Genomic DNA, 20,506 nt, shown 5'->3' with positions numbered 1-20,506 from the left:
ACAGGAGAGCAAGTATTGTTCTCCTTTTTGGGAGGAATATGGAAAAGAGAGAAAGGCAAAGTAATATTGAATTATTAAGAATATTAGTTATGTTGGGTGTAGTTGTACTCCATATGAACTTATATGGATTAAAAATGGCAACAGAATTCTCTGGTAAATTTATTTTTATGCATTTTACAGAAAGTCTATTCATTTGTGCTGTGAATGTTTTTGTACTAATTACCGGATACTTTTCTTACAAAATCAATAAAATCAGTGTGAGGAAAATTATCGAACTTATTGTTGAAGTAATCTTAGTGAAAGAGACCTTGTATATCGCATATTCTATTCTGCAGAGAACACCAATCTCATTATCTACTATCATTACAAACCTAATCCCAAATAATTATTTCGTCATTCTATATTGTGTATTATTGTGTATGGCACCCTTTATATCAAAGTTATTTGGCGTGTTGTGTGAAAAACAGCGGAAGTATTTTGTATGTAGTATACTGATTGTATTTTCATTCTATACATTTATGACAGATGCATTAGAGGCTATATCTCGAACTTCTTTTGCGGGTATTAATTCCATAGGGTTATATGGGGATCAACAAGGATATACGATAATTAATTTTATGTTGTTATTTATTGTTGGAGCTTATCTACGTATAACTAACGTACAGTACAACTTGAAAAATAGTATTGCTTTATATATGGTCTCAACCATGCTGATCTTCTTTGCGGCGCTCGTGAGTGTTCGCTATTCTTTTGCACAAATTTCCTATAATTATAACAATCCACTTGTAATTTTTCAGGCAGTCGGTTTATTTATGATTTTTAAGAATCTCAGTATTGGTTCTAATAAAATTATTAATGTATTAGCGAAGAGCAGTTTTATGACATACTTGATTCATCCAGCAATCTTGGTACTGATACCATTCGATAAAATGATGACTTTACCAGCATATCTATATATAATAGTTAGTATTTTGGTGCCTATCATAATTTATTTGGTGAGTTGGTTAGTAGATCTTATTTATCAATATGTGATGTCTTTTATCACAAGAGCGCTTGATAAGGATTTAAATAATCTTACGATAAATATAGAGGATTTAGTATGAAGTTAAGAAACTTAGAGATTAAAGATGCGCCACTTATGTTGGAGTGGATGCATGATAAAAATGTAACGAGCAAATTACATCGCAACTTTGCTGCTATGAAACTTGAAGATTGTGAGAAGTTTATTCAATCAAGGATTTTAGATAAAGAGAATTTACATCTCGCAATCGTAGACGATAACGATGAATACATGGGAACTGTATCTTTAAAAGATATTCATCAAGAAGATGGGTATGCAGAATTTGCAATCACTATACGTCGTGCTGCAATGGGAAAAGGTTATTCTACTTATGGCATGCACGAAATTATTCGCCAAGGCTTGGAAGAACTAAAGCTAAATGCTGTATATTGGTGTGTTGCAAAAGACAATCTAAGAGCTGTAAAGTTTTATGATAAAAATGACTATCAGAGAGTATCGGAAAAGGATATTCCGAAAGAATTACTTGAAAATTATTCGCCAGATTTATTAGATGGATTTTATTGGTATAAAGCAGTTTGAGGGAAAAAGAGGTATCAATTTGAGAAAATTATTGGAAAAGTATAGAAGTATCCCAATTGAGTTAAAGGCTTCTGTTGCATATACCATTTGTAACGTGCTGGTAAACTCCGTTGCTATCATAACAATACCTTTATTTACGCGTCTATTGACGACGGAACAGTATGGGCAATTTAGTATTTATCAGTCATGGTTGTCAATCATGACAATTTTCTTGAGTTTAAATTTGCCATATGGTTCCTTTAATACAGCAATGGTAAAGTTTGAAAATGACCGGGATAGGTATATCTCTTCTGTAGAAGTTATCTGTATTACATTAAGCGCATTGTTTATGATGATATATTTGCCATTTAGTTCAATATGGAATCGATTATTTGAACTGCCGACATATTTGATGGTTTTAATGTGCTTTGAAATTCTTGCGCAGGCCTCATTACAATTTTGGTATGGCAAAGAGAGATTTAAGTTTCAGTATAAAGCTGTAGTAATTGTTACACTGCTAATTGCTTTCCTAGCCCCTATCATTAGTTTAATATTTGTAATGTATGCTCAGGAGAAAGGATTTGCAAGGATTGTTGGTGGATCTGCTGTTACGATTACATTTGGATTAATATTCCTTCTTTACAATATGAGGAAGGGGAGTTTCAGTATCAACAAGAAATATATTAAATACGCTCTCAGCTTTAATATCGCGTTGATACCATATTATTTATCACAGACAATTTTCAACCAGAGTGATCGTTTAATGATTAAATATTTCCAAGGGGTAGATAAGGCTGGTATTTACAGTGTTGCATATTCTTTAGCAACAATTCTAGTGTTCGTTTTAAATGCAATTAATAACTCATATGTACCTTGGCTATATAAGAAGATTAAAATGAAGCAAGCTGAATCTAACAAGTATGTGTCATCTATGATTGCGATTATTATGGCATTCTTATTATTCTGTGTCGTAGGTGTGGCGCCTGAAATCATCTATATTATGGCGGGAACCAAGTATTTAGGAGCAATCTGGGTAGTGCCACCTGTAGCGATGAGTTTATTATTCCTGTTTTATGCACAGTTATTTATAAATATTGAATTTAATTATGAAGAGAAATGGTTGCTTGTAGGATCTACTGTTGTGGCGGCCATTATCAATATTGTGTTAAATGGAATTTTTATTCCAGTGTTTGGGTATGTTGCTGCTGCATATACTACCTTAGCAAGTTATATCATATTCACTTTTTCTAATTATTTTGCATATAAAGTAGTATGTAAAAAACAGAATTTAAATGATAATTTATTTGACTATAAGAAGTTATTCTTGATTGCGGTTGTATTCTGCACATTCTGTTTTGCTGCAATGGGCTTATATACACATAGCATGATACGATATACACTTGGTATTATCGTTGTTATTCTATTGGCTATAAGTAAAAATAGAATTCTCAATAAGTATAAGGAAATTCAGCAAATATTTGCCGGAAGTGATAATGAGTAGTGGAGGTAGGAATGAAAAGTATTAAAGATATTCTAATCAATACCGCATATAATAAACTTAGCTATAAAACATACGTACGGTTAAACTATCTTTTACGAAGTAAATATCGCAACACATTAAATACAAGAAACAAAAGATATGAAAATTTTATTTCTCATTGTCCTAAAAAACGGGGAGATGAGAAGATAACAGTAGTATTTTTTTGCCAATTTCCTAGTTTGTGGAATGGTTTAGATTCAATATACAGAGCTGCGTTAGAAAATAAACTGGTAAATGCTGTATTGGTTGCAATACCAGAGAAAACAATTTATGAAGGATATGATGTAACTAAAGAAGCGTATGGGGAAAATGTATCCTATACATTCTTGAGACAAAAGGGTTATGAAGTAATTGATGGCTTTAATGATGGGGATTGGTTTGATTTAAAAACAATCCATCCAGATTATGTATTTCTGCCAAGACCATATGACATTCATATGCCAGAAATTTATAGAAGTTATACTATTTCTCCTTATGCGAAGGTTTGTTATATTCCTTATGGATATGATTTAAATATATGGGATCCAAAGATGTCTTATGAAGCAGACTTCTTATCTAGTGTACATACAATATTTGCAGAGAATACTTTTTATGCAAATATGTTAAATGAGACATTTCGGATGTTGAAATGGAATAAGAAAAAAATATTTGATATTGGATATCCAAGGTTTGACCTCTATTCTAACTATGAAAAATATACATCTGATATTAAGGTGTTTGTTTGGATGCCTCGATGGACAGTGGACTCAACTGTGGAAGCGTCAACGTTCTTTCAATACAAGGATAGTATAATTAACTACTTCTTAAAGAATAAAGACTTACAATTAATTTGTCGCCCTCATCCATTGATGTTAAGAAATTTTGAATCATCCGGATTAATGACACATCAAGAAGTCTTAGATTTCTTAAAATTCTTCCAAGAGAATGAAAATTTCCATTACGATGAAGATGGAGATTACCTGAAATCATTCATGCAAACAGATGCGTTTATCTCAGACTATTCATCATTACTGATTGAAGAAATGGCACTCAATAAGCCGGTTCTTTACACAGGAAGCATAAAGAACTTTGATACATATATGAAGAACAAACTAGATGCACTCTATGTTATTCATGATGAAGAGAATTTATTGACGACGATGAATTATTTGGCGAACGGAATTGATTCAAAACGGGAAGTCCGCACAAAAATAGTCAGTGATATTATGAATATTTCTGATAATAGTATTGGTGGAAAGATTATTCATTCCCTTATCTGTGATTCTAGAGAATAAGATTTTGCAGAGTATCTACTATTGGACCTGTAGTCCGATAGTAGATGTTTTATTATTGTTGTAAAATGATTTTTGGTAATATCTGTCATTCTATGTTAACCTCTTACTACGGGTATATGCTATTGTTTGAATGAATTATGAGCAATGAGTTTGATATTCACAAAGTATGAATTAGTATATATTATATTTACTTAGAGCGGAGGAATGCCGATGAATAAAAAAGTGATTAAAAGACTTTCGATAGTACTATTAACATTTATACTAAGTTTAACCAATTTAATCACCTATGCTAATGCATATTCCGATAAAGCGAGTAGTGATGGGTGGCTTACCTATTACCCTATGCAATGTGGCGGTTCTACATCATTTGAAGTAGATTGGATTAATGATACGGCAGGATTTGATCTTAGGGGCTGCTATGCGACTTTTGGTGAGGCAAAAACAGCAATGAATACTGTTGGCGATGATGCTGTAATTCGCCATCCAGGAAGTTATAGCATGACTCATATTATCGCTATGAAATATGGTGTGGCGTATACATACCCTGGACGAGAGGGTAGCTTATTAATGAAAGTTAATGGCTATCAGAATAGTGCACAGACTTACACTTCTAAATATAGACAACTGGATTATTGGGATACTTTATCCTTTGATGCAAATACAGGAAGGGGAAATATTTATGTTACTCTTGCTGGTTTTGATGCTGTAGCGGAGTTATTCAACGTGGACTTGATTCCACAAAAGTTTATTGATAAGCATTTTCCTATTTGGTTAGGTGGATATGATGCTTCAGATGAACATGAAGCACCATATTATACACAGATTCAAAGAACTTATTACGCGGTCGAGCAACGCGGCAATTATAAAGATTTAGTGTTATATGCATTTAGTGGTTGGGGAAAAAATGGTGGTACCCCTATCAATATTGCCGCAATCAGTGTTTGTCCAGCGGCTGATTGGATGAATGTTGGTGATTATTATTATACATATGATGATATCAACTATTTTAGAGATCCATATTTCAGGGATAAGGCTGGTACATATGTAAACTATTATCAATTTGTTCCTATGCGATCAAAATCGTATATTCCTAGCGAAGCATATAATGGTTTCTTGGCAGCTAAGGGTTATACAAATAGCGTAATGTGGAATACGGGACAATATTTTATTGCTGGTCAACAAAATTATGGTGTAAATGCAATGCTAGTATTTGCACAGGCTTGTAATGAGAGCGCTTATGGTACAAGTTACTTTGCAAGAAATCGTTATAATCTATTTGGCTGGAATGCGGTAGATAGTAATCCAAATGAAGCGTCTCGATATTCAGATTTACAGTATGCAATTGGTATGCAGATGGGGGTGCAGCTGCAATATGGTTATATGACTTCTAAAAATAGATATACATTCTATGGGGATCATTTAGGAAATAAGGGGTCTGGTATTACTGTGAAGTATGCTTCTGCACCATACTATGGGTTGCAATTAGCTGCAGTTGCATATGAATTTGATAAATTCTCGAAGAACTATAACGGTGAGTTGACAGACTATAATACAACACAGATTGGTCTTGTGACGGAGTCGGGTGTAAATGTTCGCTCTGCACCAAATGGAAATGTTTTATACCAAACTGGATACGCTACAGGTTACCAGAAGACATATACTGTTGCGGTATTGGGACAGAGCGGTGATTGGTATCAAATTCAATCATTAGATCGTGTTGTGAACGGTCATAATGGTGTAGATATGTCCGACCGAACGGCTAAAATTTATAACTGGGAACAAAGCGTAGGTTATATCTCAGCACAATATGTTCAATTACTAAACACGAAGGTAACACCGATAATTCCACTATCTACTGCTGGAGAGTGGAGAAAAGATGGTGTTGGGTGGTGGTATCGTTTCTACGATGGAACTTATCCTAAATCACAATGGCTACAAATCCCATCAAATAGTGAAAATGCTTGGTATCATTTTAATGAACAGGGCTATATGGATACAGGATGGTTAAATGACGGTGGATATCGCTACCATTTAGGCACAGCCGATGATGGAAAGATGAAAGTCGGTTGGCAAACAATTGAAGATGATTGGTATTTCTTTAATACGTCTGGACAACTTTTGACGGGATGGCTTCATGTTGGTGGACAATGGTATTACAGTGATGCTACAACTGGAAAGATGCAAACAGGCTGGCTAATGGATGGTGGAAATAAATATTACTTGAATCCTAATGGCGGTAATATGCTAACCGGTTGGCAAACAGTTGAAAATGGATTGTACTATCTAAACAATTCAGGACAAATACAGACAGGATGGTTCCAAATTGGTGGTTTATGGTATTACGGTGATACATCTACTGGGCAAGTCCAGACTGGTTGGTTAACAGAAGGTGGCCATAAATATTACTTAAATCTAGATGATGGGAAAATGCTTGTAGGGTGGAATCAGATTGATGATGAATGGTATTACTTTAATCTGTCGGGTCATCTTCAAACAGGCTGGATTCATGCAAATGGAGTATGGTATTACAGTGCACCTGATACAGGAATTATGCAGATAGGATTCGTAGATATTGATGGAAACAGGTATTATCTAAATCCACCAGGTGGAAATATGATTACAGGTTGGGGCCAAATAAGCGGAGATTGGTACATCTTTAACACAAGTGGTCATCAATTATCTGGCTGGGTTTATACATATGGCTTGTGGTATTATATGGACCCTACGAATCAAAATAAAATGGCAACTGGTTGGATAACGGATACTTCTGGTAATCAGTATTTTATTAATGCTGATGGAACTTGGAGAGGATAAAAGATTCTGAAAAATAGTAAGGTCGAATCATATTTGGGGATTCGACCTTATATATTTTTGAATATCATACTATTTATCGATACATATGCACATAGTTATCGTATGATGAAAATGATTGGGATTGTGAATGGCGTATACTTTCTAACAGATACACTACCAATGTATAGGATATAATGGTATTATTGAAAGAGAAATTTTCAAGGAGAAAACTGTATGAAAGGTATTGTTTTAGCTGGAGGGTCTGGAACTAGACTATATCCACTCACAAAAGTTACTTCAAAACAATTGTTACCAGTATATGATAAGCCAATGATTTTCTATCCAATTAGTACTTTGATGCTTGCTGGTATTCGCGACATTCTAATTATTTCTACGCCACATGATTTGCCTAACTTTGAACGTCTGCTAGGTGATGGTTCAAGTATGGGTGTGCATTTCTCTTATAAAGTTCAGGAAAGACCTGATGGGCTTGCACAGGCATTTGTTTTAGGAAAAGAGTTTATCGGGGATGACTCTGTATGCTTAGTGCTAGGTGATAATATTTTCTATGGAAATCATTTTGGTAGGATGTTAAGAGAAGCTGTGCGTAATGCGGAAGATAATCATCGTGCAACTGTATTTGGCAAATATGTAAATGATCCAGAAAGATTTGGTATCGCTGAGTTTGATGATAATGGAAAGGTAATTTCTTTAGAAGAGAAACCAAGTCAACCAAAATCAAATTATGCGGTTGTTGGCTTGTATTTCTATGATAATAGTGTTGTAGAATATGCTTCTACATTGAAACCTTCTGCACGTGGAGAATATGAAATTACAGACTTGAATCGTATCTTCCTAGAAAAGGGAGATTTAGATTTACAAGTGTTAGGAAGAGGTTTCTCATGGGTAGATACAGGGACAATTGAATCCATGGCAGATGCCGCTAACTATGTTCGTTCTATCGAGCATATTCAAGGTATACGCATTTCTGTTCCAGAGGAGATTGCTTTCTACAATGGTTGGATAAGTGAAGAAGAATTGTTAGCAACAGCTGAAGAATATGGAAAGAGTCCTTATGGCCAATATTTAAAGAATATTGCAAAGGGTAACATACAAGATACCATCACAAAAGTGACGAAGGAGAATAAGTAGAATGAATATTATTGTTACAGGTGGAGCGGGTTTTATTGGTAGTAATTTTATTTTTCATATGTTAAAGGAACATCCGGATTATCGTATTATCTGTGTTGATGCATTAACATATGCAGGAAATCTATCTACTCTAGAACCGGTTATGGATAATCCGAATTTCCGATTTGTGAAGTTGGATATTACAGATAGAGAAGGTGTATATAAGTTATTTGAAGAAGAACATCCAGATATGGTTGTTAACTTTGCGGCCGAATCACATGTAGACCGTTCGATTGAAGACCCGGAGATTTTCTTACGAACAAATATTATTGGAACTGCTGTATTAATGGATGCATGTCGCAAATACGGCATTCAAAGATATCATCAGGTATCTACAGATGAAGTATATGGTGACTTACCATTAGATCGTCCGGATCTTTTCTTTACAGAGACAACACCAATTCATACATCATCACCATATAGTTCTTCTAAGGCTTCTGCTGACTTATTGGTACTTGCCTACCATAGAACCTATGGATTACCTGTAACATTAAGCCGTTGTTCAAATAACTACGGTCCATATCACTTCCCAGAGAAGTTAATTCCATTAATGATTATCAATGCATTACATAATAAGCCATTACCTGTTTATGGTGAGGGCTTAAATGTGCGTGACTGGTTATATGTTGAAGACCATTGCCGTGCAATTGATTTAATCATTCATAAGGGACGTGTAGGAGAAGTTTATAATGTCGGCGGACATAACGAAATGAAGAATATCGATATTGTAAAGATTATCTGCAACGCTTTAGGAAAACCTGAGTCATTGATTACACATGTTGTTGACCGTAAGGGACATGATATGCGTTATGCAATTGATCCAACTAAGATTCATAATGAACTAGGATGGTTACCTGAGACTAAGTTTGAAGATGGCATCAAGAAGACAATTGAATGGTATTTAGCTAATGAAGATTGGTGGAAGCCAATTATTAGTGGAGAGTATCAAAAGTATTATGATAAAATGTACGGGAACCGATAAGGTTCTCGTTTCGTATGTTTGAAAGGATTGAAAATATGAAAGTGTTAGTTACAGGAGTATCAGGACAACTTGGTCATGATGTTATGAATGAGTTAGCAAAGAGAGGGTATGAAGGAATTGGAAGCGGCATGGAAGAAGTATATGCCGGAATTCAAGATGGTACCTCAGTTGAGACAATGCCTTATGTTCAACTAGACATAACTGATGAGAATGCTGTAAGTAAAATGATTCATGAAATCAAACCGGATGTGGTTATACATTGCGCAGCATGGACGGCAGTAGATATGGCCGAAGATGATAATTTGGTTGAAAAAGTACGTTTGGTAAATGCTAAGGGAACACAGTATATCGCATCTGCATGCAAGGATATTGATTGTAAAATGGTTTATATCTCAACAGATTATGTATTCAATGGACAAGGTGAAACACCATGGCAACCTGATTGTAAGGATTATGCACCATTAAATGTATATGGACAGACAAAGCTTGAGGGTGAACTGGCCGTTGCGAATACATTAGACAAATACTTTATTGTACGTATTGCGTGGGTATTTGGAAAAAACGGCAAGAATTTTATTAAGACGATGTTGAAGGTTGGCAAAACACATGATGAAGTGCGTGTTGTAAATGATCAGATTGGAACACCAACATATACATTAGACTTATCTAGATTATTGGTTGATATGTGTGAAACCGAAAAGTATGGATACTATCATGCTACAAATGAAGGTGGATATATTTCTTGGTATGATTTCACAAAAGAAATCTATCGTGTTGCCGGCTATACAACAAAGGTAGTACCTGTAACAACTGCAGAATATGGTTTAGCAAAAGCTGCCCGTCCATTTAATTCTAGATTGGATAAATCTAAATTAATTGAGAATGGATTTCAACCTCTTCCAACTTGGCAAGATGCGGTTGAAAGATATGTGAAAGAATTGGATTTAGATAACTTATAAGAAAGAGGATATTTATGGGACAAATTCAAGTAGAAAAGAATGTAGGTGGAATTGAAGGTCTTACTGTCATTACACCTGCTGTACATGGGGATGACCGTGGATACTTCATGGAAACGTATAATGAAAATGATATGAAGGAAGCTGGAATTGATATTACATTTGTACAAGATAATCAATCTATGTCCAAAAAAGGTGTATTACGTGGTTTACATTATCAGAAGCAATTTCCTCAGGCAAAGTTAGTGCGTGTAATTAAAGGTAGTGTATTTGATGTTGCTGTAGATTTGCGTGCTGAGTCGAAGACATATGGGAAATGGTATGGAATAGAACTAACGGAAGAAAATAAAAAGCAGTTCTTAGTGCCTGCAGGATTTGCACATGGTTTTTTAGTTCTTAGTGATATTGCGGAGTTCTGCTATAAAGTTACAGATTTTTATCATCCAAATGACGAGGGTGGAATTGCTTGGAATGATCCAGAATTAGGTGTTAAATGGCCACAGGTATACGGTGAGTACCCGGGTAGCGCAGACGCGTCTGGATACTATCTAGAGGACGGTACTAAGTTATCTTTGAGTGAGAAGGATCAGGCACAGTTAGGATTAAAAGATACGTTCAAATTTTAATATATTTTCAAAAAAGGATTGCATTGGAAAATAAATAGCATTTTGAATTGTTGTTTACCATTGTGTCCTTTTTGTAATTTTAATCTATAGATACGGTATATATATTTGAAAATATGCTAAATATTTTTATGGATTTGTGCAGTGTATTGAATTTTTGGTGTAGATTATAATTTCTACATGGTACAATTATCCTATGTCACAAGAGGAAAAAGTATGGTAAGAAAACAAACAAATAAAGAAAAGAGAAGAATGACTAAAATATCATTATCGTTATTGTTGATAACGGTAATTTGTGTTGTTATAGCTATTGCTTGGAACATCATTAGTATCTCTTTCCGACAAAGTGGTGCTGGTGAAACAATCATTAAAGAAAATATTTCTGATAAATATACGAATCAGTACTATACAATTGGAAATAACCCAACAGAAATTACCAAATCTTATTTTCTTGAGCTAAACAATGCAATTACTTCTGGCGATACTACTGAAATTGCAAAAGATGTTGTTAAGTCGTTTATCTGTCAATACTATACATGGACAAATAAAGATGGGAACTATGATATTGGCGGTATGCAATATATCTATAAGCCGCGTCAGAAAGATTTTGAAAGATATACTTTATATAATTTTTATAAAGATATGGATTTATATTTGACGCAACTTGGAAGAAATCGTTTAATTGAGGTTTCTGAAGTGATGATTAATAGTGCTTCTGGATCTGAGGATTATACGGTAACACTTCCAACAGGCGAATCAATTACTCTTCCTAGTGTAAAAGTAGAAGCTTCGTGGATGTATAATACAGATACAGGAATGAATATCGATGCTATCCAAAACCATGCAATTTTTCACGTGGTAAATCACGATGGAAGAATGGAAATTGCTTCAATTTCGGAGGCTGAATAATCATGAGTAGAAACCAAATGAATCAGCAAAGAGAATATATATTAAAGAAGAGGTCTCGCCCTGTTTCTAGACAGCAACTAGTTATTAACTTGGCAATGTCAGTTATTACAGCGTTATTTAATATTTTAGCAATATTAGTTGTATATCAAGTTTCTAAATATGCTTCTGTAAGTAAACTTAAATTTATTGTAGGGAATATTATTGCATTAGCTCTATTACTTTTGTTAGATGGTTTGGTATATGTTTCAATCAGAAAACGAAAACCTCGTATTTTAATTGCTTGCTTACTTGTTTTAACACTGTTAGTTCCTTCAATGGAATATGCTTGGTTTCTCTTGCATCGTATTAATACGAGTGTTACGAAGATTACTGAACACAAAAGTGAAGAGAGTGTATCTGCCTCATTTATTATTTATACTGAATCTACCGGTTCACCAATAACACAGATTAGCGATTTGTCTGGGAAAAAGGTTGGTATCTTATCCGGAACACATATGGCGGAAGTTGCAAAGAAGCGTTTAGAGAATGAAAGTGTGACAGCAACATTTGTTGAGTACACAAATTCAATTGAGGAGTTTAGTGCGTTAATTAATGGTGACATCGATTCTGCTGTATTACCGCCTACATATGCAACTACAATTGGTGAAGATGCAAACTTAAAGACGTTTGTTGAGAAAACAAAATCTATATTAAATTTCTCTGATACAGTTACAACAAATGCACAAGTTGCAAGTAATAAAGATATTACTAAAGACCCTTTTACAGTACTTTTAACTGGTGAAAACGAAGGCTTAGCAGATACAATTATTCTAATGTCTGTAAATCCAATCAGTATGAAGATTACAATGACATCTATTGCCCGCGACTCGTATGTACCAATCACATGTAATGGGTATGGTAAAAGTAAGATTAATGCTGCACATTATACGAGCGAAGGCTGCATGGTAGATACTGTCGAAAATTTAACAGGAGTATCAATTGACTATACTGTTGAATTCAATTTTGCAAGTGTGATTCAAATTGTTGATGCTGTTGGTGGTGTTGATGTTGATATTACAGAATCATTCGATGCGCAATCATGGAATATCATATCTGATGAACTTGAGGTTTATCACATTGAAGCGGGTGACAATCAACACTTAGATGGCAAACTGGCGTTAGGATATGCGCGAGAACGCCATGCATTTGTGGATGGAGATTTTGCTCGGCAGAGACATCAGCAGGAAATTATCTCTCAAGTGATAGCCAAAATCATGGCATCTAAAGATCCGAATATGGCAGTATCAGTATTAGAGGCTGCTGGTGAGAATGTTAAGACAAATATGTCGGTTGAACAGTTATTAAATTTTGTGACTTATTTAATGGCAAAAGCGCAGAGATATTATGACTCTGATAATTTATCTGGTTTATTAAATATGCAACAATCGCGTATCTTTGGCTATGATTCATCGGTTTGGAATGAAGGTCTGCAAATGGATTTATATACTTATGAACTATATAAAGGTTCTGTGATTGCAGAGGCAAATAATATCGAACGTAATACTAACCTAAATACTCCATATGAATTGCCTAATTCTGTAAACTGGAATGCGATGCAGGACTATCCTGTTCCTCCTGTTTCAGCTGATTATGTATATAAATATAAGGATCAAAGCTAATTCGTATTTCAAAGATTGCACCAGCTATTTTCTGCTTGCTTTAAAGAAAAAGAGAATAGCTGGTTTTTCAATCATATTATGATAGAAAAGGAGGAAAATAGTCCTATGTGTTTGAAAAATAGAACATCTATAAAAAAGACAGTTATATTCTTCTCGATATTTATACTATTGTTTTTGATGATTCAAGTTCCATTTTATAAAGGGCAAGAATATGGATATCAATATAAAAATGTTTATGAGAAATTACACAATTTTGAGCGGTTTGAAGGAAACAGTGATGTAATATTCCTTGGGGATAGTGTGGGTTGGGCAGCGTTCTCTCCAGCAGAGTTATGGCGGGATATTGGTGTTAGTTCATATAATCTTTGTACATCTGGACAATGGTTGATGGATACAAAAGCAATTGTAAATCATTTAAACAACCAGATGCCTAAAATAATGGTGTTAGAAGGAAGCATGTTATTTGAACATCCTAATAAATTTAAAAATATTTTTGCAAAATATTTGCCATTATTCCATTATCATGATTTTTATCGTTTCTCATTTGGTACAAAATCCTATTTGGAAAAGACTTTAGGATTCGATAGTAGTGATGCGGTTCAGGCATATACTAATGGTGAATCATATATGTCACAGACTACAAAAAATGACGAGATGAAGCAGGATTCTCTTAAATATCTTGATTATATTTTGGCAAAATGCAAAGAAAATAATACAGAAGTGGTGATAGTTACACTTCCAAATAGTATAGGATGGAATTCGAGTAGAAATGCATATTTAAATAATTTATGCAAAGATAGGAATATACCATTTATTGATTTTAATTTATTACTAAATGATGTGAATTTTGATTGGCAAACAGATACTCGTGATGCAGGGGAGCATATGAATAATTCGGGATCAGAAAAAATCATGAATTATTTAGCTCATTATTTTCAGGAGAATTATCATTTAATTGATTGTCGGAATAATGTAAATTATCAATTGTGGAATGAAATGTTTGGAAAAGGTGAATAGTTATGCAATTTGGTTATCATTCTTTCATATTCATATGTTTTTTCCTTCCGATTTTGATGTTATTTTATCAAGTATTACCGAGTAATCTTCGTAAATATGTAATTATTCTATTTAATTATTCTTTTCTATTTTTATGGTCAAAGCTAGCGGTACTTTTGCAGATTTGTTTGATGCTGATAACATACTTAATTGGCTTGAGAATGAATTATTTTATAAAACGTGGAAAAGATAAAGCAAATAAAGTAAAAGTAAAACGCTATATGTGTCTTGGGATTATACTCAATATTGGAATGCTTATAGTGATGAAATATACCAATTTCTTTTTGGGGATTGGAACTGATATTCTGAACGTGCAATTTACACCTTTACGATTATTTATCCCAGTGGGTATTAGTTATTATGCACTACAGCATATTTCTTATCTAATTGATATTTCTTCTCGCAGTGTGGAAGCTGAAACTAATATATTTTGTTTTACTATGTATACAAGTTTTTTTGCTACGATATTGCAGGGACCAATTACACGCTTTCGTGAAGTGAAGGATGAGTTGCATCATTTAGTGGCAATTAAATCTGAAAATGCAGTGCAAGGATATCGACGTATTTTATGGGGACTATTCAAAAAGGTTGTTATTGCAGATAGAGTTGCTCCTGCAGCAAACTATTTATTCAATATTCATACAAATCAAGGTGCGGTGGTCATTCTTGCAGCAATTTTATGTACTATTCAACTCTATATGGATTTTTCTGGTACAGTAGATATCTCGATTGGCGCTGCACAAATATTTGGCATTCATTTACCAGAAAATTTCCGTCAACCTTTCTTTGCAAAAAATGCAACAGATTTTTGGCATCGTTGGCATATTACACTTAGCCAGTACTTACGTGACTATGTATTCTATCCAATTTCCTTAAGCAAGTCTATGATGAATCTTTCTAAGTGGTTAAAGAAGCATACAGACAAGGTATTAGCTAAAATAGTTGGCCCATTTATTGCACTATTTACAGTATGGCTTTGTAATGGCTTATGGCATGGGGCAAATATTTTGTTTATACTTTATGGAATGTATTATTTTGTATTAATGGTTGTAGAGAATATTATGGACAAACCACTCAAGAAATTAATGAAGAAACTTAAAATAACTGATACAAATAAGGGATTGATCGTTTTTAGGTTTGTGAAACTGCTTGTGATTGTTTGTTATGGTGAAATGATGTGTCGTGTCTCGAATGTTGGTGAACTTGTAAGTATGACACAAAGTGTATTTGTTAATTTTGATCTATCAAATGTGATAGATATAGTGCCAAATATGCCTATGTTTTCGTCAGACTGGATTATTATGATAGTTGGTGTATTAGTTGTATTCTTTGTGAGCGTTTGTGCTGAAAAGAAGATAGATTTAAAAGGAAAATTTGAAACTCTATCTGTTTGGCAACGCTGGGGGATTCTATATACAATTATCTTTATCATAATTATATTTGGCGCGTATGGCCCGGGATATGATAAAATTGCGATGATTTATGCTGGCTTTTAGTAGAACCTTCAAGAAATAAGAAATACATATCAAAATTACAAAAAGACAATTCTGAGAGAATCATTTAAAGGAACTGTCTTTTTCTATTTTCCTACAGGATAATTCCGGGATTTTCCGACGGATAAATTTAGCTTAATGTTAGTACAAAATTAATTCTTAATTTTAAAAAGTTCATAACATGGATCCTAACTCTTTTGGGGGCAAAAGATATTTTTTATTTAGCATGCTGCACCCAATTAAAACTATAAGAATTTCATTTGGTTGATTGCTTTTTAAATTGGATATTCTATTGAAAAATTTATTAAGTTATTGACCATAGGTAATGAATATACTATACTAAATCTGTTCAAAAAATTATAAATGGAGAATCTTATGAACGATATCCAATCTAAAATCTTATGTAATCTCAAAGAAAATGAATTACTTTCCCAAAGACAACTTGCTAAGAATATCGGTGTTTCACTTGGTATTATTAATCGTGAATATAATGGATTAATCTCTTCTGGTCTTATTACAGAAGGTGGAAAGTTAACCAAAGAAGCACTTAAGAATATAAAGAATAATAAGCCTAAACAGGCTATTATTTTAGCTGCAGGTTATGGACAACGCATGGTACCTATTAATATGGATAAGCCAAAGGGGTTATTAACTGTATATGGTGAAACACTAATTGAACGTTTGATTCGTCAACTTCATGAGGCAGGTATTACAAAGATTTATGTGGTTGTGGGGTATATGAAAGAAGCTTATGAATTTTTGATTGATCAATATGATGTTGAACTTGTCATCAATCGAGAATATGCGACTAAGAATAATCTCCATTCTCTTGCAAAAGTATCGAATCATCTGGATTGCAGTTATATTGTGCCATGTGATATTTGGTCTAGTTCTAATCCATTTTCTATGTATGAATGTAACTCATGGTATATGATGAGTGATTTATCCAATCCAACTTCAGATTTACGCGTAAATAAACAATTTCATATCGTATTAAAAGATAAGAGAAATGAAGGAAATTGTAGTATTGGCATTTCCTATATCAATCATTTAGATGCCAAATGGTTAAAGGAACGTTTAGTTTCTATGGCAGAAAAAACACGTTATGATAACTCCTTTTGGGAAGACTGTTTATTTGAAGGAGAAGGGTATAGAATCGGTGCGAAGTTAGTACGTCATGAGGATGTACATGAAATCAATACATATGAAGACTTGCGAGATATTGATGAAGAGTCTGAAAATTTAAAGTCCGATACAATCTCTGTGATTGCGAATGCATTGCACGTAAGTAATTCGGAAATTAAGAATATTCAGATTCTAAAGAAAGGGATGACAAATCGATCGTTCTTATTTGAATGTCAAAATCAAAGATATATCATGCGTATTCCGGGTGAAGGTACAGATAAATTGATTGATCGCAAAAAGGAAGCTTCAGTTTATCGTGCATTAGATGGTAAGCAGATCTGTGATGATGTTATTTATATCAATGAGAAGAATGGATATAAGATAACAAAATTTATGGAGAATTCGCGTGTATGTGATACGAATAACCAAGAGGATTTACGTGCATGCATGAAAGTCCTTCGAGCATTCCATAATCAAAATATACAAGTTAAACATATATTCGACTTATACGGACAGTTAGAGTATTACGAGAAGCTATGGAATGGAAGAAAATCAATCTATCAAGATTATGAACTAACGAAAAAACATATTCTTTCTTTACGCAGCTTTGTTGAGGGTAATGCTAAGAGAAAGACGCTGACACACATTGACGCGGTACCAGATAACTTTATGATTCAAGCATTAGGAAATGGTAAACAAGATATTCGTTTGATTGACTGGGAATATGCAGGCATGCACGATCCAGATTTGGATATTGCGATGTTTAGCATCTACTCACTATATGAACGTAATCAGATTGATAATCTAATTTCCATTTATTATGAAAATAAAGTTGAACAAGTCACAAAATATAAGATTTATGCTTATGTGGCGATTGCTGGATTACTATGGAGCAATTGGTGTGAATATAAGCGCCTATTAGGTGTTGATTTTGGTGAGTATTCACTCAAACAATACCGCTATGCAAAGGTATATTATCGCATAGTTCAAGATGAATTTCTAAGTCGTCAAAAGGGAGAGAATCATGAGTAAAATTACAAGAGCGATTATTATGGCTGCTGGTAAGGGTACAAGAATGCATCCAATCACAGAAACAATACCGAAGCCTCTGATTCGTGTTCATGGCAAAAGAATGATTGATACAATTATTGATGCTTTGCATGAAAATGGAATTGATGAGATTTATGTAGTTGTTGGGTACTTGAAAGAAGCATTTCAAAATCTGCCAAATGAGGTAAATGGTATAACACTCATTGAAAACCCATATTTTGATACGTGCAATAATATATCCTCATTGTATGTCGCAAAAGACTATATCTCTAATGCGATTATCATTGACGGCGATCAAATTATAACTGACCCTACAATTCTTTTTACTGAATTTATAAATTCAGGATACAACTGTGTATGGCAAGAAACTGATTCTAAAGAATGGATGTTAACATTGGATGATCGTTTTAAGGTGGTATCTTGTAGTCGAAATGGTGGAAATCATGCGTGGCAGTTATATGGTATTTCCAGATGGACGAAAGAGGATGGAATGAAGCTCAAGGAACTATTAGAACTTGAGTTTAAAGAAAAGAAGAATACCCAGATTTACTGGGATGATATCGCAATGTTTAAACATTTTGATAAATTTAATTTGCATGGCTATCCAATGCATGAAGGTGGCGTAAAAGAAATTGATAGTCTTGATGAACTGATTGAGGAAGATAATAGCTATCGTAGCTATAAAGGAGAATAACCATGAAAAAGAAAATTGACTGGTTTGTTACGCTAGTACCATTAATATTTATCTTGTTTTTAGCAGTACTATTCTTTGTTTTTCCAAATGAATCGAATACAACAGTAAGTCAGATTCGTTTCTTTTTCGGAGATACATTTGGTAGCTATTATTTAATTATTGGTTTAGGTATCTTCTTGCTTTCGATTTATATCGCATCTTCAAAGTATGGAAAGATAAGATTAGGTGGTCAGGATGAAAAACCAAAGTATAGTTTCTTTAACTGGGGGGCTATGATGTTTACCGCTGGTCTTGCGGCAGATATTCTATTTTATTCTTTCTCTGAATGGATCTTATATGCAAGTAATGCCCATATTGAAAAACTTGGTATGGAAGAGTGGGCAAATGTATATCCGTTATTCCATTGGAGTTTTATACCATGGAGTTTCTATCTTGTCTTAGCTGTTGCGTTTGGTTTCATGTTACATGTACGTAAGGTAAATCGTCAGAAGTTCTCGGAAGCTTGTCGTCCACTACTTGGTAAGCATATTGATGGTTTCCTTGGTAAGTTAATTGATTTGTTTGCAGTATTTGCTTTACTTGCAGGTACAGCTACTACATTCACACTTGCGACACCGTTGATGACAAGTATTATTACAAAGTTATTTCATGTCACAATTAATGAAACAATTTTAACAATTATTATTATTGTAATTACATGCATTATTTATACATATTCCTTACTGCATGGATTTAAGGGTGTTTCTTTTCTTGCAAATTTATGTATCTATTTATTTGGCGCGTTGTTAGTGATATTTCTACTATTTGGAGGACAGTTCCGCAGTATTATTGAACTGAGTTTACAGTCCTTTGGTAAGATGGTTCAAAATTTCTTTGAACTATCGACTTATACAGATCCACAACGTACAACAAATTTCCCACAAGATTGGACAATCTTCTATTGGGCATACTGGATGGTTTGGAGTGTTGCGACACCATTCTTCATTGGTAATATCTCTAGAGGTAGAACAATTAAAGAAACAATCCTTGGTGGGTATATCTTTGGCGTAGGTTCGACATTAATTAGCTTTATGATCTTGGGAAACTTCTCCTTTGCACAACAATTACAGGGTATGCAAAACTATATTGTGATGTATCAACAGGGTGCAAGTTTATATGAAATTATCTTAAAAGTAATTGATACAATGCCTCTAGCACCGTTTATTCTTGTATTAGTACTATTAACAATGATTGCATTCTATGCGACTTCATTTGACTCTATCGCATATACAGCATCTTGTTATAGTTATCATGAACTTAAAGAGGGTGAACATCCACATAGAGCAATTCAATTCATGTGGTGTATTCTTCTGGTTGTATTACCAATTGCACTTATCTTCTCGCAGAGCTCAATGAGTAATCTGCAGTCTGTAAGTATCATTGCGGCATTCCCATTGGCAATGATTATGATTGTAATTTGCATCAGTTTTATCAAGGATGCTAGAACTTATTTGAATAATCTACAAGATGATAAATAACTATGAAATAATGCCTAATGTAAAATAACTTGGGGTTTTAGAAAAATCCGCTTTAAAATTACATGG

At 33.9% G+C, this 20,506-nt stretch carries 16 protein-coding genes; all 16 read left to right on the top strand.

Features of this window, described 5'->3' with window-relative positions; all coding sequences use genetic code 11:
• Nucleotides 1-38 precede the first annotated feature (38 nt).
• Nucleotides 39-1,103: an acyltransferase family protein gene (locus tag RWM19_RS07925; RefSeq protein WP_313985690.1), complete on the top strand. Its 1,065-nt coding sequence runs from the start codon at nt 39-41 to the stop codon at nt 1,101-1,103.
• Entirely contained in the window at nt 1,100-1,600 is a 501-nt protein-coding gene (locus RWM19_RS07920; protein WP_313985688.1) for a GNAT family N-acetyltransferase, read from the top strand. The genes RWM19_RS07925 and RWM19_RS07920 overlap by 4 nt, the downstream gene beginning before the upstream one ends.
• Before the next feature lie 19 nt (nt 1,601-1,619).
• Entirely contained in the window at nt 1,620-3,080 is a 1,461-nt protein-coding gene (locus RWM19_RS07915; protein ID WP_313985685.1) for an oligosaccharide flippase family protein, read from the top strand.
• An 11-nt stretch (nt 3,081-3,091) separates the two neighbouring features.
• A complete protein-coding gene (locus RWM19_RS07910; protein ID WP_313985683.1) occupies nt 3,092-4,393 on the top strand; it encodes a CDP-glycerol glycerophosphotransferase family protein in 1,302 nt (433 codons plus the stop codon).
• 210 nt (nt 4,394-4,603) lie between these two features.
• Nucleotides 4,604-7,207 (top strand): glucosaminidase domain-containing protein, encoded by a 2,604-nt coding sequence (locus RWM19_RS07905; RefSeq protein WP_313985680.1) that lies wholly within the window; start codon nt 4,604-4,606, stop codon nt 7,205-7,207.
• A 213-nt stretch (nt 7,208-7,420) separates the two neighbouring features.
• Nucleotides 7,421-8,338 carry a glucose-1-phosphate thymidylyltransferase RfbA gene (gene rfbA / locus RWM19_RS07900; protein ID WP_313985677.1) on the top strand — a complete coding sequence of 306 codons (918 nt, stop codon included), beginning with the start codon at nt 7,421-7,423 and terminating at the stop codon, nt 8,336-8,338.
• A 1-nt stretch (nt 8,339) separates the two neighbouring features.
• The gene (gene rfbB, locus RWM19_RS07895; protein ID WP_313985675.1) at nt 8,340-9,359 is read left to right on the top strand and encodes a dTDP-glucose 4,6-dehydratase; all 1,020 of its coding nucleotides are present in this window, start codon (nt 8,340-8,342) and stop codon (nt 9,357-9,359) included.
• Nucleotides 9,360-9,394: 35 nt separating this feature from the next.
• Complete coding sequence (gene rfbD / locus RWM19_RS07890) at nt 9,395-10,318, top strand: dTDP-4-dehydrorhamnose reductase (RefSeq protein WP_294020603.1); 924 nt, start codon at nt 9,395-9,397, stop codon at nt 10,316-10,318.
• A 14-nt stretch (nt 10,319-10,332) separates the two neighbouring features.
• Nucleotides 10,333-10,941, top strand: a complete 609-nt coding sequence (gene rfbC, locus RWM19_RS07885) for a dTDP-4-dehydrorhamnose 3,5-epimerase (RefSeq protein ID WP_313985671.1) — start codon at nt 10,333-10,335, stop codon at nt 10,939-10,941.
• A gap of 213 nt (nt 10,942-11,154) precedes the next feature.
• The gene (locus RWM19_RS07880) at nt 11,155-11,847 is read left to right on the top strand and encodes a hypothetical protein (RefSeq protein ID WP_313985668.1); all 693 of its coding nucleotides are present in this window, start codon (nt 11,155-11,157) and stop codon (nt 11,845-11,847) included.
• 2 nt (nt 11,848-11,849) lie between these two features.
• Nucleotides 11,850-13,505 carry an LCP family protein gene (locus RWM19_RS07875; RefSeq protein ID WP_313985666.1) on the top strand — a complete coding sequence of 552 codons (1,656 nt, stop codon included), beginning with the start codon at nt 11,850-11,852 and terminating at the stop codon, nt 13,503-13,505.
• Between the two features lie 105 nt (nt 13,506-13,610).
• Nucleotides 13,611-14,522: an SGNH/GDSL hydrolase family protein gene (locus RWM19_RS07870; RefSeq protein ID WP_313985663.1), complete on the top strand. Its 912-nt coding sequence runs from the start codon at nt 13,611-13,613 to the stop codon at nt 14,520-14,522.
• Between the two features lie 2 nt (nt 14,523-14,524).
• Nucleotides 14,525-16,057 (top strand): MBOAT family O-acyltransferase, encoded by a 1,533-nt coding sequence (locus tag RWM19_RS07865; protein ID WP_313985661.1) that lies wholly within the window; start codon nt 14,525-14,527, stop codon nt 16,055-16,057.
• Between the two features lie 372 nt (nt 16,058-16,429).
• Complete coding sequence (locus RWM19_RS07860; protein ID WP_313985657.1) at nt 16,430-18,211, top strand: NTP transferase domain-containing protein; 1,782 nt, start codon at nt 16,430-16,432, stop codon at nt 18,209-18,211.
• A complete protein-coding gene (locus RWM19_RS07855; protein WP_313985655.1) occupies nt 18,204-18,923 on the top strand; it encodes a phosphocholine cytidylyltransferase family protein in 720 nt (239 codons plus the stop codon). Before RWM19_RS07860 ends, RWM19_RS07855 begins: the two co-directional genes overlap by 8 nt.
• A gap of 2 nt (nt 18,924-18,925) precedes the next feature.
• Nucleotides 18,926-20,440 carry a BCCT family transporter gene (locus RWM19_RS07850; RefSeq protein ID WP_313985652.1) on the top strand — a complete coding sequence of 505 codons (1,515 nt, stop codon included), beginning with the start codon at nt 18,926-18,928 and terminating at the stop codon, nt 20,438-20,440.
• Nucleotides 20,441-20,506: the final 66 nt, after the last annotated feature.

This window comes from uncultured Solobacterium sp. (assembly GCF_963517755.1).
Taxonomy (GTDB): Bacteria; Bacillota_I; Bacilli_A; order Erysipelotrichales; family Erysipelotrichaceae; genus Bulleidia.
Note: the sequence above shows the minus strand (reverse complement) of the source record. Positions and strands in the feature narration are given on the sequence as shown.

What these genes read in the sequence shown, in the direction of transcription:
- RWM19_RS07925 (WP_313985690.1), top strand. Translation starts at nt 39, where the DNA reads ATGGAAAAGAGAGAAAGGCAAAGTAATATTGAATTATTAAGAATATTA.
- RWM19_RS07920 (WP_313985688.1), top strand. Translation starts at nt 1,100, where the DNA reads ATGAAGTTAAGAAACTTAGAGATTAAAGATGCGCCACTTATGTTGGAG.
- RWM19_RS07910 (WP_313985683.1), top strand. Translation starts at nt 3,092, where the DNA reads ATGAAAAGTATTAAAGATATTCTAATCAATACCGCATATAATAAACTT.
- RWM19_RS07905 (WP_313985680.1), top strand. Translation starts at nt 4,604, where the DNA reads ATGAATAAAAAAGTGATTAAAAGACTTTCGATAGTACTATTAACATTT.
- rfbA (WP_313985677.1), top strand. Translation starts at nt 7,421, where the DNA reads ATGAAAGGTATTGTTTTAGCTGGAGGGTCTGGAACTAGACTATATCCA.
- rfbB (WP_313985675.1), top strand. Translation starts at nt 8,340, where the DNA reads ATGAATATTATTGTTACAGGTGGAGCGGGTTTTATTGGTAGTAATTTT.
- rfbD (WP_294020603.1), top strand. Translation starts at nt 9,395, where the DNA reads ATGAAAGTGTTAGTTACAGGAGTATCAGGACAACTTGGTCATGATGTT.
- rfbC (WP_313985671.1), top strand. Translation starts at nt 10,333, where the DNA reads ATGGGACAAATTCAAGTAGAAAAGAATGTAGGTGGAATTGAAGGTCTT.
- RWM19_RS07880 (WP_313985668.1), top strand. Translation starts at nt 11,155, where the DNA reads ATGGTAAGAAAACAAACAAATAAAGAAAAGAGAAGAATGACTAAAATA.
- RWM19_RS07875 (WP_313985666.1), top strand. Translation starts at nt 11,850, where the DNA reads ATGAGTAGAAACCAAATGAATCAGCAAAGAGAATATATATTAAAGAAG.
- RWM19_RS07870 (WP_313985663.1), top strand. Translation starts at nt 13,611, where the DNA reads ATGTGTTTGAAAAATAGAACATCTATAAAAAAGACAGTTATATTCTTC.
- RWM19_RS07865 (WP_313985661.1), top strand. Translation starts at nt 14,525, where the DNA reads ATGCAATTTGGTTATCATTCTTTCATATTCATATGTTTTTTCCTTCCG.
- RWM19_RS07860 (WP_313985657.1), top strand. Translation starts at nt 16,430, where the DNA reads ATGAACGATATCCAATCTAAAATCTTATGTAATCTCAAAGAAAATGAA.
- RWM19_RS07855 (WP_313985655.1), top strand. Translation starts at nt 18,204, where the DNA reads ATGAGTAAAATTACAAGAGCGATTATTATGGCTGCTGGTAAGGGTACA.
- RWM19_RS07850 (WP_313985652.1), top strand. Translation starts at nt 18,926, where the DNA reads ATGAAAAAGAAAATTGACTGGTTTGTTACGCTAGTACCATTAATATTT.